Origin of the sequence: Streptomyces sp. CC53, from assembly GCF_001865245.1 — a bacterium.
GTDB lineage: Bacteria > Actinomycetota > Actinomycetes > Streptomycetales > Streptomycetaceae > Streptomyces.
The window spans coordinates 27,217-41,976 of record NZ_MKXB01000145.1 but is presented as its reverse complement, the minus strand read 5'-3'; the positions used below and the strand labels follow the sequence as shown (position 1 = coordinate 41,976).

Below are 14,760 nucleotides of genomic sequence, written 5' to 3'. Positions count from 1 at the left end.
TGGGCGGAGGGTGCCGTGGCGGTGTGCCGGGTGCGGTGCCGGGGCCCGGCGGGGGGCGGCGTGGCGCGGGTGCTCAGAGCGCGCCGGCCGCCGGCTCGTCCTCGTCCAGCAGGCCGGCCTTGGCGATCAGATAGGCGAGCTGGGCGCGGCTGCGGCTGCCGAGCAGCTCGGACGCCTTGCGGATATGGGTGGCGACGGTCCGGGTGCTCATGCCGAGGCGCCCGGCGATCGTCTCGTCCGTGTAGCCGTTGACCATGAGCTGGAGGACCGCGCGGCGGGTCTCGTTGGCGAGCAGGGGCGGGCGGTGCGCGCTGGGGGCGTAGTCGAGGGGGACGGCGCGCTCCCAGGCGTGGTCGAAGATGCCGACGAGGTAGCGGATGAGGCCGGGGTGTTCGATGGCCAGGGCGAACTGGCGGCGCTCCTCGGCGGGGTCCGGGACGAAGGCGATCCTGCGGTCGCAGACGATGAGCCGGTCGAAGACCTCGTCCAGGGTGCGCACCTCGGCGCCCGCTGCGGAGACCTGCTCCACGTAGGACAGCGTGGGGCTGTGGGTGCGGACGGTGTGCTGGTAGATGGTGCGCTGGCGTACGCCGCGGCGGAGCGCGGCCACGTCGGACGGCAGCGCCTCCTCCAGCAGCTCCTGAGCCCGGCCGCCGCCCGGCTGCGCCGTCAGCAGCTCATCGTGGCAGGAGTTCACCACCCTCTCCAGCGTGGCGTTGATGGCGGCAGCGCCCCGGATGACCCGCACGCCGGAGTCGCTCCCGACGGATCGGTAGACCTCCTCCACCTGGTGCACCGCCGCTCTTGCCCGGGCCAGGACCCGCTGCGTGGACTCGATCCTCTCCTCCATGGGGACGAGCAGGGAGTTCGCCGCGAGGCCCGGTGGGATGGGGACGAGCTGGCCGTCGCCGCCGCGTTGTACGAAGCCCAGAGCGAGTAGACATTCCGGGCATTCCTCGGGCTGGAAGCGACCCTTCAGGGTCTCCGCGTAGAAGGACAACCCCTCTTCGCACACCGACGGAAGTCCGGTTTGATCTTTTTCATCACTTTTCGTGCACATGTGTCTGACCTTCAGGTTCTGGCGCTTGCATGATCATGCTGCTGGGTTTCCCTGTTCCAGGCGACTGCCAGGGCGCATGATTCTGGTCACGGGCCGGAAGTGGCGGCCCGACAGGATATTGGGGGGAATTTTTTCATGCTGAAGGCAAAGATCCTTCGTTCCGTATTCGGCGTGCTCGGTGCGGCGGTCCTCGCACTTCTGGCGGTGGGCGTTCAGGCGGATACCGAGGGGCGGCCGGAGCGCGCCGCGGTCGCCGCCCTGGCGGACGACTCGCGGTGGGGCTGACCTTCCCCGTCGAGCCGCCGCACCGAATACCAGTGACAGGAGAACCATGTCCGCCGAACAGCTTTCCGTGCGCCCGCCGGCCCCGTTCGAAGGCCTGGCCGGCAAGCTGACGGACCTCAAGGCCTCCGGCCTCTACCGGGAGTTCACGCCCTGCTCGTACCTCGCGGAGGAACCGGGGTACGCGCTGCACCAGGGGCGGCGCATCCAGGTCTGGTGCACCAACGACTACCTGGGCATGAGCCAGAACCCGCAGGTCATGGAGGCGCAGATCGCCTCGACGCGGAGGCACGGCACCGGCAACGGCGGCTCCCGCAACATCGCGGGGACCAGTGAGGCCCACGTTGAACTGGAAGCCCGGCTCGCCGCCTGGCACCGCCGCCCGCGGGCCCTGGTCTTCACCAGTGGATACGTCGCGAACTTCGAAACGCTCACCACTCTCCTCGCGGCCGAGCCCGACACGGTGGTGTTCTCCGATTCCCTGAACCACCGCTCCCTCATCGAAGGGATCCGCTCCGTCGGGAATCGCCGCCACATCTTCCCGCACAGCGATGTGGCGGCGCTGGAGGAACTGCTCGCCCAGTACCCGGTCGAGCGGCCCAAACTGATTGTCTTCGAATCCGTCTACTCGATGGACGGGGACGTCGCGCCGATCAGCCGGATATGTGATCTGGCGGAGCGGTACAACGCCATGACGTATCTCGACGAGACTCACGCGATCGGTGTCAACGGGCCCACCGGCGCCGGTATATGCGAGGAGATCGGCGAGTACCGGCCCACCTTTGTGCAAGGGGTCTTCGGAAAGGCCGTCGGCACCACCGGCGGCTACGTCGCCGGCCCCGACACGGCCCTCGACTACGTGCGGTCGTACGCGCCCGGCTTCATCTTCACCACCACCATCCCGCGGTCCAGCCTCGACGCCACCCGGCGCAGCCTCGACGTCATCCAGGGTGAGCAGGGCGCCGAGATGCGGCTGCGGCTCAAGGCGAACGCCGTCCGCATGCGGACCGCGCTGCACCGCGCCGGAATCGACTTCATCGACGCGGAGAGCCACCTGGTGCCCGTGCTCGTGCCCGGCGGCGAGCGCGTCAAGGCCGTCTCACGGCGGCTGCTCGACGAGTTCGACATCTACGTCCAGCCCATCAACTACCCGTCCGTCGCCAAGGGCGGCGAGCGGTTCCGCGTGACGGTCGCGCCCTTCCGCACCCAGGAGCAGATCGACGGCTTCGTCCGCGCCCTGCGGACCTGCCTCGACGCCGCCTGACGACCGCCCGTACCCACCTGCCAAGGACCCACGCATGCAGATCAAGGACATCACCCCCTTCATCGGCTCCGAGATGACCGGAGTGACCTACGAGGACCTCCAGGACCCGGAGGTGTTCCGGCAGCTCCTCGACGGCGTCCACCGGCGCGAGCTCGTGGTCGTCCGCGGGCTGGAGCTCACCCCGCAGCAGCAGATCGCCCTCGCGTCCCGGATCGGCCGGCCCGTGCCGTTCCTGATGGCCAAGTACCGGCACCCGGAACACCCGGAGATCATGATCTCCTCGAACGCGACGCGGGCGAACCGCCCCGTCGGCGTCGCCCGGGTCGGCAACTTCTGGCACCAGGACTCCTCGTACACGAAGGACCCGGCGCCGTACACGATGCTGCACGGTGTCGACGTGCCCGGCACCAGCGGACACACCCTCTACGCCAGCGCCGTCGACGTCTACGACCGGCTGCCGCAGCGGTGGAAGGACCGGATCGCCGGCCGTACCGCCCTGCACACCGTCGGCAAGCGGCAGCGGATCGCGCAGGAGCACGTGGGGCTGTCCATCGCCGAGTTCCGGGCCCTCGTCGAGCAGGAGTACCCGCCGACCGAGCACCCCCTGGTCAGGCTCGACCCGCACACCGGCCGCCCGTACCTGTACGGCGCGCCCGAGTACATGCAGGCGGTGACGGGCTTCGACGCCAACGAGAACGAGGAGTTCTTCGCGGTGATCGACGGTCTGATCCAGGACCCCGCCCATGTCTACACGCACCGCTGGACCAGGAACGACCTGCTGGTCTGGAAGACCGCGACGACCTACCACGCGGCCACCGCGGTCGAGCCGGGCGTGGACCGCACCGTGCACCGCGTCAGCATCGAGGAACGCGGACAGGACGCCCAGTGGGCGGCATAGCCGACTTCGCCGTCCGCCTCCCCTCCGCGAGGGCCGACATCCACGCCATGCACCGGGCCTCCGGTGTGGCCCTCGCGGACCTCGCCTCGATCACCCACTGCGAGAGCTTCCCCGTGCTCGCCGACGGCGAGTCGGCGTGGGAGCTGGCCCGGGACGCGGCCCGGGACGTGATCGCCAGGACCGGCGTGGCGACCTCCCGCATCCGGCAGGTCGTCTACGCCGGCTCCGGAGAATGGGACCGGCCGTTCTGGTCGCCGGCCGCGAAGGTCGCCCACGAACTGGGCGTCGACCGCGCCCACTGCTTCGAGGTGGCGAACTTCTGCAACGCCGGGATGACCGCGCTGCGCCTGCTGACCGTGCCGGGCGCGCTCGGCCCCGGCGACCACGCGCTGGTCCTGGTCGGGGACCGGCTGAGCCGGATGGTGGACTACGGGGACCCCGATGCCAAAGCTCTGTTCAACTTCGGTGATGCGGCTGCGGCGGTACTGCTGGAGGGCGGTGCGGGCCGTTTCCGCCTCCTCCACTCCGCCATGCGCACCGACGGCAGCTGGTCCGACTACTACGCGGGCGAGCAGGCGCACGGCCGGGTGGTCATCCGGCGCGCCGCGCACCGCAGCGGCCTCGCCGACGCGTACGTACGGAACTTCACCGACCTGGTCGACGAGACGCTCACCGTCCTCGGCAGGAAGCGCCCGGACATCGCGCACTTCCTGATCAACCACGGCGATCGGACCATGCATCTGCGGCTGCTGGACAGCCTGGGCATCCCGGCCGCACGCAGCGTCTTCAACTACCACCGCCTGGCCCACATGGGCGGTACCGACACCCTCATCGCGCTCGGTGACCTCGAACGCGCAGGCCGGCTGAGTCGCGGCGACCTGATCATGCTCGCCACCAGCGCCATGGGCTTCAGCTGGGGCATCACGACCTTGGAGTATCAGGGATGAAGATCCTCGTCATGCACCAGGTGCCGTACCGGAAGATCGACTACCAGCGGGCGATCGACCACGGGCGGCACGACGTGACCTACGTCGGGCACCCCCACCGGATGGCCGACCTGCCCGACGGGCTGCGCTGCACCCGGCTCGTCCTCGACCCGGACGAGGACCTCGTCGCCGGGGTGTGCGCCCGCACCTCACCCGCCGACGGCTTCGAGAAGGTGCTCGCCCTCTCCGAGTTCGGCATCGCCGAAGCCTGCTCCGTACGCCGCCACCTCGGCATCGGCGGGCCGGCGCCGGAACAGGTGGAACTGGTGCGGGACAAGGTGCGCATGAAGGAGGCCCTGGCGGGCTCCGGGCTGCGCCACCCGCGGTTCGTCCGCGAACCGTCCCGGTGCAGGCCCCTGCCGTGGACCGGCCGCACGGTCCTCAAACCGCGCCAGGGCGCCTCCAGTGAGGACGTCACCGTCCACGAGACGGCCCGGGACGCCCTCGGCGCCTACTGGAAGCTGCCCGACCCCGGCGCGTTCCAGCTGGAGGAGCACATCGACGGCGACATCCTGCACGCCGACGGCCTCGTCCAGGACGGCCGCCTGGTGGACCTCGCCGTCAGCCGGTACGTCAACAAGCCCGTCGAGTACGCCGCGGGGACGCCGCTCGGCTCCCACCAGGAGCCGCACAGCCCCGAGCAGCGGGCCTTCGCCCAGCGGGTCGTCACGGCACTCGGCATCGAGGAGGGCTCCCTGCACCTGGAGTTCTTCGAGACCGCCGACGGCGAACGGGTCTTCCTGGAGGTCGCCAACCGGGTCGGCGGCGCCGCCGTCGTCCCCCTGCACGAGCAGCACACCGGGGTGCACCTGCCGTCCCACGAGATCGCCGTCCGGCTCGGCCTCGACCGGCCCGCGACGGGCCGCCCCAGCGGCCGCTACCACGGCTGGCTGGCCTTCCCCGGCCACCACCTCCCCGAAGGCACCCCGGCCGCGATCACCGTCCCGGACAGTGTGCGCACCCACCCCTGCGCCGACCGTGTCCACACCCTCGCCCCCGGCCGGGCGGCCCCCGTGCACATCACCTACCAGGAGTGGGAAGTACCCGTGTTCATCGAGGCGTCCCACACCGACGCCGGGCAGCTGCGGCGCTTCCTGGAGGAGTGCGCCCGCACCGTGACGGTCGACGCCGGCCCGCAGCCTGCGGCGGAGCGGCGGGTGGCCGCGTGAGCACCCCCACCGCGATCCCCGCCCGCGTGGTGCAGCAGGCCCGGCGCCCCCGCGGCATGCCCGTGCCGGACGACTTCACCGAGGTGGAGCTCACCCTGCCGCCGCTCACCCCCGGCACCGCCCTGGTGGAGAACCTGTGGCTGTCCGTGGACCCGTACATGCGGGAGTGCATGGACGGCGACTGGGACCTGCACGCCCCGCTCGAAGGACGCTCCGTCGGGCGGGTCACGGACTCCCTCAGCCCCGGACTGCCCGTCGGCTCCCTCGTCTTCCACCGCGACGGCTGGCGCACCCACACCGTCCTGACCCCGGGGGAGGCCCGGCGGCTGCCCGCGTACGAGGGGATCGCCCCCGAGTCGTTCCTCGGACTGCTCGGCGGCACCGGACTGACCGCCTACGTGGCGCTCACCCGGATCGCCCGGCTGCGCGCGGGCGAGACCGTGTTCGTGTCGGCGGCTGCCGGCGGCGTCGGCACCGCCGTGGGGCAGCTCGCCCGGCTGCTGGGCGCCGGTCGGATCGTCGGCAGCGCCGGTTCCCCGGCCAAGGCGCGCCTGCTCACCGAGGAGCTCGGCTTCGACGCCGCCCTCGACCGCAGTGCCCCCGCCCCGCTCGCCCACCAGCTGCGGCAGGCGGCCCCCGACGGGATCGACGTGTACGTCGACAACGTCGGCGGCGACCACCTGGAGGCGGCGATCGCCTCGATGCGGGAGCACGGCCGGATCGCCTGGTGCGGCGCCATCGCCCAGTACCACGCGGCCACCCCGCCCGCCGCCCCGCGCAACCTCTTCGACCTCGTGGAGAAGAGCATCCGCCTGGAGGGCTTCCTCGTCGCACGCCACGGGGACGCGCAGCAGGAGCTGGAGGACTTCCTGGTGCCGCACCTGCGGGCGGGGCGCGTGGTGGACCGGCTCAGCGTGACCGAGGGCTTCGACCACGCCGTCGACGCGTTCCTCGGCATGCTGCGCGGCGCCAACACCGGCAAGGCCGTCGTGCGGCTCGACCCGCACGGCTAGCGGCACCGCGATGGTTCCGATCAGCACGGGGCTGCACGTCAGCACGGTGAGCGCAGGCGGCTCCCACCGGGTGTGCGCGATCTGGCGGGTGCACGGCCGAGCCGCCTCCCCTCCGGACACCTCCTGCGTCTACCCGGCGGCGCTCCTGCTGCCCCGCCGCGGCGCCGAACAGGACTGGGCGGTGGAGACCGTGCTGGCGGCGCTGCGGGAGCGCGGCGCGCCCGACGGGCCGGCGTGCGCGGCGCTCACCACGGACGCCGACGGCATCGGACTGGTGCGGCTGAGCAGCGGACCGTGCGACGCGGACCTGCTGGAGCTGGGGCGCGCCGCCCTCGGCCGGGGGCAGCGGGAGTGGGCCGCGCTCGCCGCCCGCGACCCCGCCGCCTTCCACGCCGCGGCGGACGCCCCGTACGTGCTGCGGCGGCAGGCCGCCCTCGTCCGCGGCCCGCGGCCGGGCCGCAGACCCGTCCACATGGTGCACCGGCGGTCGGAGGCGGTCCTGCGCGCGTTCACGGCCGACCTGCTCAGCGGCGCGCCCGGCCCCTGGCCGCCCGATCCACCCCTTCCCGAGGACTCCGAGGACATACACCCATGAGGCACTACCCCACCGACCTGCTGCTGGCCGTCGAACACGTCGAGCGGTCCCTCACCGGGGGCGCGCTCCCCGAGCTGGCCGACGCCCTGCGCCGGGCGGGTGTCGCCGAGCCGCCGAGCCGCTTCGACGGCGAGCAGCTCCTGCTGGGCCTGGACCGGCTCCTCGACGGCGTCGGCCAGTACCCGTGGCAGCCGCTGACCGACAGCGACGACGTCATGGAGACGGGGCCCGTGGGCACCGTCGTGCTCGACGACCGGGAGGGGGAGGGCGAAGCCCCGGGCGCGGGCACCGGAGCCCACGCGGCGGCAGCCGCCGGGTCCGGCGCCGGACCCGGCCGGGGCGCGGATCCCGCGGCCGCACCCGACGGGCCCGCCCCCGGTGCCGCCGCCGGAGCCGCCGAGGCGGTGCTGCGCGGGCTGCTGCTCGCCTGGGCGCTGGGCAACGAGGTCGTCGTGCGCTCGGCGCGGCCCGCCCTGTGGACCGCCGTCATGGACGCACTGCGCGCCGCGGGCACTCCGCTGCCCGCGGGTCGCGTGGCGGCGCCCGGCACCCCCGTCGCCGGTGTCGCCGTGGACGTCCCCGCCCTGCCGGAGGGCGCCTCACTCGCCCTGGACTGCCAGGCGCCCTGGGTGCACCGGCTGCTGACCCGCCGTCACCTGCCCGGTGTCACCCTGGCCCGGGCCCGCGCCTCGGACGCCGGGCGGGACGCGCGGATGGCGGCGCGGCTGCGGTTGCTCACCGCCCGCGCCCGGCGCCACCCGTACTACGCGGACCTGCCCGAGGTGGACGGCGTGCGCGGCCTCGCCGCCCTGCCCGTCCTGGAGAAGGCCGATCTGGAGGCGCACTCGCCGCCCGCCGGGCGCGGGCTGTGCAGCGGCGGCCCGGCCACGGGCGAGGTGCTGCGCTCCGGCGCGACCAGCGGCGACCCGCGCTACATCGTGTACTCCCGGGCCGACTGGGACAACATGGTCCGCGAGGCGGTCCCCGTCCTGTACGGGATGGGCCTGGAGCCCGGCGACCGGGTGATCAACACGCTGTTCGGCGGCGGCATGTACGGCGGCCTCACCACGACGTTCAGCGAACTGTCCCGGATGCCCGTGGAGGCGTACTCGACCGGGCAGTTCGCGACCGTGGACGACGTGCTGATGCTGACCGGCCGGTTCGGCGCGAACGTGGTCCTCGGGATGCCGGCGCTGATCCTGCCGCTGCTGAGGGACGCCAAGGAGCGCTGCCCCGGGCTGCGGATCGAGAAGGTCCTCTACGGCGGCACCCCGATGACGCGGACCGACCGGGACTGGCTGCGCGACGCACTCGGCGCCCGGGTGGTGTCCAGCATCCTCGCCGCGAACGACGGTGCCCAGCTCGGCTACCAGTGCGCCCACCTGGGCGGGACGCTGCACCACCTCAACGACGACTACAACCTCCTGGAGATCGTCGACGAGGACGGCGCCCCGCTGCCGGACGGCGCCGTGGGGGAGGTGCTGGTCACCACGGTGCAGAAGTTCGAGGGGCCGCTGGTCCGCTACCGGATCGGCGACACGGGGCGGATCTTCGACCACGCCTGCCCGTGCGGAGTGGCGGGGCGGGTCCTGGAGTACCTGGGCCGTTCCGACGGGCTGATCCGCTTCAAGGGCGAGACGGTGCTCTACGGCGACGTCCTGGCCGTGCTGGAGGGCCGGCGGGTCTCCCAGCTGCAGATCGAGGTGTCCAGCGAGGGCAGCAAGGAGATCCTCACCGTCCGCACCGAGTCGCCGGTGCCGCTGGACGCCGCCGAGGTGCGGGAGCTGCTCGTGGCGGAGTTCCCCGTCCTGGGCGCACTCCAGGACTTCGACGCCGCACTGGACGTGTACGAGCTGCGGGTCGAGTGCCACTCCGAGGGCCGCCTGGCGCGCAACGCGGTCAGCGGCAAGGTGAAGACGGTCATCGACCGCAGGCTGGAGGTGGCCTGCTGATGCTCCGCCGCGACCCGGTGGCCCGCACCATGCTGGGGGCGATCTCCCTGTCCAGCGTCGGCGTCGGCATCCACACCCTGGCCATGGGCCAGCTGCTGTACGACCGCACGGGGAGCCCCGGCGCGTTCGCCCTCATCCTCACCCTCCAGGGACTGGCCGCGTTCTGCGTGCTGCCGCTGTGCGGGCCGCTGGTGGACGCGGTCAGCTCCCGGTGGGTGTACGCCCTGTGCGGCCTCGGCCGCGCCGCCGCCGTGCTGCTCATCGTGGTGCTCGCGACGCTGCCCGGGACGAGCGCCGTCCCCGCGATGGTGGCGGTCGCCGTCCTCCTCGCGGTCTTCGACAACGTGGAACGGTCGGCGCTGTTCAAACTCACCGCCCACCACGTGGACGAGGCCCACATCGCCCGGTTCAACAGCATGATCGGCGTGGCCTTCCAGGCCGGTGCCCTCACCGGGATGGCGCTGCTGGGGCTGATCCTCACGTGGGGCACGGCCGAACACGCACTGCTGGTGGACGTCGTCATGTCGGTGGCCTGCGCCGGCGCGGTCGCCCGGGTCCGGCTCACCGCGAACGAGGACAACCCGCCGCTGTCCGCCCGCCTGCTGGGCACGGCGGTGGCGGGCACGGTCGGCGAGTGGCGCCGCATGCTGGGCCGGTACCGCCGGTACCGGTCGGTGTTCCTGATGATCCTGCTGTGCGCGGGTGACTTCGTCTTCGCGCACGCGCTGAGCGCCCTGGTCGTGCCGCTGGTGGACAGCCGGTACGGCGGCCGGGGCGGGTACATCGCCGCGCTGGAGGCCACCTTCGCCGTCGGCATGATCAGCGCCTCGTTCTTCACCCGTCGGCTCGTGGCCCAGCGGCTGCTGCCGCTGTGGCTGCTGGGCCAGGCGGCAGCCGCGGTGCTCCTGGCCGCGTCGGACACGGCGGCCGTGCACTTCCTCGCCTTCTTCCTGGCGGGGTTCGCCAACCTCAACAGCCTGACATGGCTGCTGACCACGCTCCAGCAGCGGGCGTCGGACGGTGACAAGGCCAAGATGGCCTCGCTGCGGCTGCTCGCCATCGGCCTGGGGACGGCGGCGCTGATGCCGGTGATCGGCAGGTCGGCGACCGTGTCGCCGGCCGCCGGCTTCTGGAGCCTCACTGCGGTCATGGTGCTCTTCGCCGCGGGCGGGGCGTGGGTGGCCCGCACCTACCGGGCGGAACCGGAGGAGCCGGATGCGGCTGCCGCCGTGCCGGGGGCCGGCGGGGTGCGGGAGGCGGCTGCCGCCGCAACGGGCGCGGCCCGCCTGCCGGGGGGCCCGGAGGGGCCTGCCGGGGAATCTGCGGTGGCCGCGCCTTCCGCGCCCGCGGTGCCGGAACCCTCCCGCACGGCCTCGGCCGCGGCCTGCGCGGAACCGGCGGCACCGGCCGGTGGACCCGGTCCGCGGTAAGCGGCGCCGCGCCTCCTCTCGGGCCCCCGGACACGGGAAGACCCCTCCCGCGTGCTGCCCTGCGCGCCGGAGGGGCCCCACGAGCTGCCGGTGGGCGGGCCCGCCGGTGATCGGGGGCCCGCCGGGCCGTTCCTACTGGTCCTTCTTCGGCTCCTCCAGGCGCGGGAACAGCACCGCGCCCTTCGTGACCGTCGCACCGGCCGGGAGGCGGCCCCAGTCGGCGGCCTCCTGCACCTTCTGGTCCGCGAGGGCGCCCAGCGACGCCTCCGCGCCCAGGGAGTCCCACAGCTTCTGCGAGGTGTCCGGCATGACCGGGTTCAGCAGGACCGCCACCGCGCGCAGGGACTCCGCCGCCGTGTAGAGGATCGTCGCCAGGCGGGCGCGCCCCTCGGGCGACTCGTCCTTGGCGACCTTCCACGGCTCCTGCTCCGTGATGTAGCCGTTGACCTGCTTCACGAAGTCGAAGACGGCGAGGATGCCGCCCTGGAAGTCCAGCTCCTCGCCGATCTTCCGGTCGGCCTCGGCGACCGCCGTGGCCAGGCCGTCCTTGATCGCCTGCTCGGCCTCGCCGCCGGCGGTGGCCTCCGGCAGGGCGCCGCCGAAGTACTTGCCGACCATCGCCGCGACGCGTGAGGCGAGGTTGCCGTAGTCGTTGGCCAGCTCCGAGGTGTAGCGGGCGGTGAAGTCCTCCCACGAGAACGAGCCGTCCTGGCCGAACGCGATGGCCCGCAGGAAGTACCAGCGGTAGGCGTCCACGCCGAAGTGCGAGGTCAGGTCCTGCGGCTTGATGCCGGTCAGGTTCGACTTCGACATCTTCTCGCCGCCGACCATCAGCCAGCCGTTCGCGGCGACCTTCCCCGGCACGGGCAGGCCCTGCGCCATCAGCATGGCCGGCCAGATCACCGCGTGGAAGCGGAGGATGTCCTTGCCGATCAGGTGCACGTCCGCGGGGAACGTCGCGTCGAACTTCGCCTGGTCGGCGCCGTAGCCGACGGCCGTCGCGTAGTTCAGCAGGGCGTCCACCCACACGTAGATGACGTGCTTCTCGTCCCAGGGGATCGGGATGCCCCAGTCGAAGGTGGAGCGCGAGATGGAGAGGTCCTCCAGGCCCTGCTTGACGAAGTTCACGACCTCGTTGCGGGCCGACTCGGGCTGGATGAAGCCCGGGTTCGCCTCGTAGAACTCCAGCAGCTTCGGGCCGTACGCGGAGAGCTTGAAGAAGTAGTTCTCCTCCTTGAGGATCTCCACCGGCTTCTTGTGGACCGGGCAGAGCTTCGTGCCCTGCTCGTCCTCGATCAGGTCGCCGGGGAGCTTGTACTCCTCACAGCCCACGCAGTACGGGCCCTCGTAGCCGCCCTTGTAGATCTCGCCCTTGTCGTACAGGTCCTGCACGAACTCCTGGACGCGGTCCGTGTGCCGCTTCTGGGTGGTGCGGATGAAGTCGTCGTGTCCGATCTCCAGGTGCTCCCAGAGGGGCTTCCACGCCTCCTCCACGAGCTTGTCGCACCACTCCTGCGGGGAGACCCCGTTCGCGTCGGCCGTGCGCATGATCTTCTGACCGTGCTCGTCCGTGCCGGTGAGGTACCACACCTTCTCGCCGCGCTGACGGTGCCAGCGCGTGAGCACGTCGCCTGCGACGGTCGTGTAGGCGTGGCCCAGGTGAGGAGCGTCGTTGACGTAGTAGATGGGGGTGGAGACGTAGTACGTCGTTTTCCCCTGCTTCTCGGATCCAGTGGCCGCCATGGGCGAAATCCTATCCGGCGGGCGGGGGCCGTCTCTGCCGCGTTTCGGGGGGTGAGAACGGGTCCCGGGACCCGGACGGCCCCGGCGGCGGCCCTGCAGTCGCGGACCCGCTGCCGCGGACGGCGGCACCGGCTGCACGAGCGGGTCCCGGCCGCCGTTGCCCGGCCCGTCCCCGGCCGCGTCCGGGCACACCGTCGTCGAGCGGCGACCCCGGTCCCTTGCAGGGGGGTGCGGGACGATGCGCGCGGTCCGCGGCCGGAGGAGGCGGTGTTCCGGCGCCATCTCGCCTTCCGTGTACGGCCACCCGTGGCTGATCTTCGGGCGGGTGTGGTGGACGCGTACGCGCTGACCCTGCACAACGGCCTGGCCCGGGCCCACGGGATGAAGGGCGAGGCCGTCGCACAGGTGGCGCTCCTGGAGAAGGCGTGGCGGGAGTCGCCCGAGACGATGCAGTACAACCTGCACGCCAGGGCGGCCCTCCCGCACCTGGTGAAGACGGCGCCTCCGGTGGTGCGTGAGGACGCCCGGCGGCTGGCGGTGGAGATCGGCGTGCCGGTCTAGTGCCTCGACGGGGGAGCGGTGCTCCCCGAGGCGGAGGGGCGGGGCCTGATCACCCCCACGTGGTGGGAAGGCGGGCGGTGGTGTTCTCGCCATCTTCCTTTCGGGGCAGGGGAGTACCGTTTCGAGGGTCTAGGTCAGAACGGAGTTCATATGCCCGGCCGCACTGAGACATCACCGCCCCTCTCCGGAGGCCGACTCCGGGACATCCGGCTCAGCAGGGGCCTGACGCAGGAAGGGCTGGCCGAGCGCGCTGGGCTCAGCCTCGGCGTCGTGAAGAAGGTCGAGCGTGGCGGATCTGCACGGCTGGAGACCTACCACGCACTCGCGCGAGCGCTCGGTGTGCGGACGTCCGCGCTCTTCGACCCCTCCGGTCCCCACGCCACGCGGCGCGACGACCGCGACAAACTCGATCTGATGCCGCTCCGCCAGGCCATTGCCCCACCGATGTCCCTGAGCGGGCGGTTCGTGTCCGGTAACACCGTCGAGCCGGAGCCCGACCTGCGCGGCCTGCGGCGTACCGCTGCCGCCCTCGCCTCGTCGTACTACGGCGACGACTACGCGGCGCTGGCCGGGCTGCTGCCGGCCCTGGTGCGCTCGGCGCGCACCGCCGTCGACCACTTCGACGGCGGGCCCCAGCGCGCGGAAGCCCTGCGGATCAGGGCGGACGTCCTGCAGATGGCCGGGCGGTACCTCACGCAGGTACGGGCCTACGACCTCGCCCACATCGCCCTGCGCGACGCGGTGACGGACGCGGTCACCGCGGCCGACCGCGCCGCGGCGGCGTCAGCGGTGTACTTGCAGGGCTGGACGCTGATCCGGCAGGGGCGTCTGGACGAGACCGAACAGTTGGCCGTCGCCACCGCCGACGACATCGAGCCGCGCATCTCCCGCGCGACCCGTGTGGAGCTGGGGGTCTGGGGGCGGTTGCTCGTCCGCGGATCGTCCGCGGCCGCGCGGAACAACCGTCCGGACGCAGCGCGGGAGATGCTGCGCCTGGCGCGTACCGCGGGCTCGGCCCTCGGCGCCGGCACGGCCGCGCACCCCTACGGGTGGGGCAAGTTCAACTGGTCCACCGTCGCACTCCAGGCAGTCGAGAACCACGTCGTTGGCCGGAGGCCCGACCGCGTCCTCGGCCTGTCGACCCGGCTCGCCGCGTCGACCGTCACGATGACGTCCAACACCTGGCACCGGCACCGGCTGGACGTGGCCCAGGCCCACGCGATGCTGGGGCAGGGGAGACAGGCCACCGACGTGCTGGCGCAGATCCACGACGAGGCCCCCGAGTGGCTCCGGCACCAGCAGTTGGCCGGCAGCGTGTTCCAGGAGGCGCTGCGGTCGTCCGGGCGGAGCCTGACGCGGCAGCAGCGTGAGCTGGCGGCCTTCTTCGGCGTGGCATAGGGGGCACGTTCCGTAGCTCCTTGGACGCATGGCGCCCGCCGAAGGCTACGGAACGTGTCTGTTGCGGAGCCGTGCGGAGTCATAGCTTCAGCGGCATGGAGGCCACTACCCCGGACCGGGGCGTGTGGCGAGTGACCCACGCAGGAGCTGTCATGTCGATGACGATCAAGGTGTATGCCGTGCACCGCGACGGCACCACCCAGGTGATCCGCGAGAAGCGCGAGATCCCCGGGGACGAGGAGCTGCCGCCCGTCGGCGCCGCGTTCCCGCCGTGTGCCTGTCCCTCGTGCCGGCGGGTGCGGGAGGTGGCCGTCCGATGACCGTGCCGCCGCCCTTCGGCCCGCCGCCGACGTGGCTCGCCGCGACCGCGCTCGCCGGGCCGCCGCAGCCGGTCCCGCTCACCGACCGG

General features: G+C 72.5%; 14 protein-coding genes. 12 read left to right on the top strand and 2 right to left on the bottom strand.

Going from position 1 to position 14,760, the window contains the following annotated elements; translation table 11 throughout:
- Positions 1-73 precede the first annotated feature (73 nt).
- Positions 74-1,000 (bottom strand): LuxR C-terminal-related transcriptional regulator, encoded by a 927-nt coding sequence (locus BJP40_RS15255; protein WP_256220742.1) that lies wholly within the window; start codon positions 998-1,000, stop codon positions 74-76.
- Positions 1,001-1,195: 195 nt separating this feature from the next.
- Between BJP40_RS15255 and BJP40_RS34325 the strand changes: the two genes are divergently transcribed.
- Genes BJP40_RS34325 through BJP40_RS15215 form a run of 9 tightly spaced genes read left to right on the top strand, consistent with a single transcriptional unit; the run spans position 1,196 to position 10,649 of the window.
- Positions 1,196-1,345, top strand: coding sequence for a hypothetical protein (locus BJP40_RS34325; RefSeq protein WP_177204390.1), 150 nt, complete (start codon positions 1,196-1,198; stop codon positions 1,343-1,345).
- Between the two features lie 46 nt (positions 1,346-1,391).
- Positions 1,392-2,606: a 5-aminolevulinate synthase gene (gene hemA, locus BJP40_RS15250; RefSeq protein ID WP_079171197.1), complete on the top strand. Its 1,215-nt coding sequence runs from the start codon at positions 1,392-1,394 to the stop codon at positions 2,604-2,606.
- Positions 2,607-2,640: 34 nt separating this feature from the next.
- Entirely contained in the window at positions 2,641-3,504 is an 864-nt protein-coding gene (locus tag BJP40_RS15245) for a TauD/TfdA family dioxygenase (RefSeq protein ID WP_071280828.1), read from the top strand.
- A complete protein-coding gene (locus tag BJP40_RS15240; protein ID WP_071280827.1) occupies positions 3,492-4,451 on the top strand; it encodes a 3-oxoacyl-ACP synthase III family protein in 960 nt (319 codons plus the stop codon). The genes BJP40_RS15245 and BJP40_RS15240 overlap by 13 nt, the downstream gene beginning before the upstream one ends.
- Entirely contained in the window at positions 4,448-5,659 is a 1,212-nt protein-coding gene (locus BJP40_RS15235) for an acetyl-CoA carboxylase biotin carboxylase subunit family protein (protein WP_071280826.1), read from the top strand. The genes BJP40_RS15240 and BJP40_RS15235 overlap by 4 nt, the downstream gene beginning before the upstream one ends.
- 56 nt (positions 5,660-5,715) lie before the next feature.
- The gene (locus BJP40_RS15230; protein ID WP_256220746.1) at positions 5,716-6,672 is read left to right on the top strand and encodes an NADP-dependent oxidoreductase; all 957 of its coding nucleotides are present in this window, start codon (positions 5,716-5,718) and stop codon (positions 6,670-6,672) included.
- 10 nt (positions 6,673-6,682) lie between these two features.
- Positions 6,683-7,267: a hypothetical protein gene (locus tag BJP40_RS15225; RefSeq protein ID WP_071280824.1), complete on the top strand. Its 585-nt coding sequence runs from the start codon at positions 6,683-6,685 to the stop codon at positions 7,265-7,267.
- Positions 7,264-9,219, top strand: coding sequence for a phenylacetate--CoA ligase family protein (locus BJP40_RS15220; RefSeq protein WP_071280823.1), 1,956 nt, complete (start codon positions 7,264-7,266; stop codon positions 9,217-9,219). Before BJP40_RS15225 ends, BJP40_RS15220 begins: the two co-directional genes overlap by 4 nt.
- Entirely contained in the window at positions 9,219-10,649 is a 1,431-nt protein-coding gene (locus BJP40_RS15215; RefSeq protein WP_071280822.1) for an MFS transporter, read from the top strand. Before BJP40_RS15220 ends, BJP40_RS15215 begins: the two co-directional genes overlap by 1 nt.
- A gap of 132 nt (positions 10,650-10,781) precedes the next feature.
- Here BJP40_RS15215 and metG read toward each other — a convergent pair whose 3' ends face one another.
- Positions 10,782-12,392, bottom strand: a complete 1,611-nt coding sequence (gene metG, locus BJP40_RS15210) for a methionine--tRNA ligase (RefSeq protein WP_071280821.1) — start codon at positions 12,390-12,392, stop codon at positions 10,782-10,784.
- A gap of 306 nt (positions 12,393-12,698) precedes the next feature.
- On the opposite strand from metG, the gene BJP40_RS15205 reads away from it, so the two are divergent.
- The 3 genes from BJP40_RS15205 (at position 12,699) to BJP40_RS34320 (ending at position 14,671) form a co-directional block, all read left to right on the top strand.
- On the top strand, positions 12,699-12,953 hold the full coding sequence (locus tag BJP40_RS15205; RefSeq protein WP_177204389.1) for a hypothetical protein: 255 nt from the start codon (positions 12,699-12,701) through the stop codon (positions 12,951-12,953).
- Between the two features lie 150 nt (positions 12,954-13,103).
- On the top strand, positions 13,104-14,351 hold the full coding sequence (locus BJP40_RS15200) for a helix-turn-helix domain-containing protein (protein ID WP_071280819.1): 1,248 nt from the start codon (positions 13,104-13,106) through the stop codon (positions 14,349-14,351).
- Positions 14,352-14,503: 152 nt separating this feature from the next.
- A complete protein-coding gene (locus BJP40_RS34320; RefSeq protein WP_177204388.1) occupies positions 14,504-14,671 on the top strand; it encodes a hypothetical protein in 168 nt (55 codons plus the stop codon).
- Positions 14,672-14,760 lie beyond the last annotated feature (89 nt).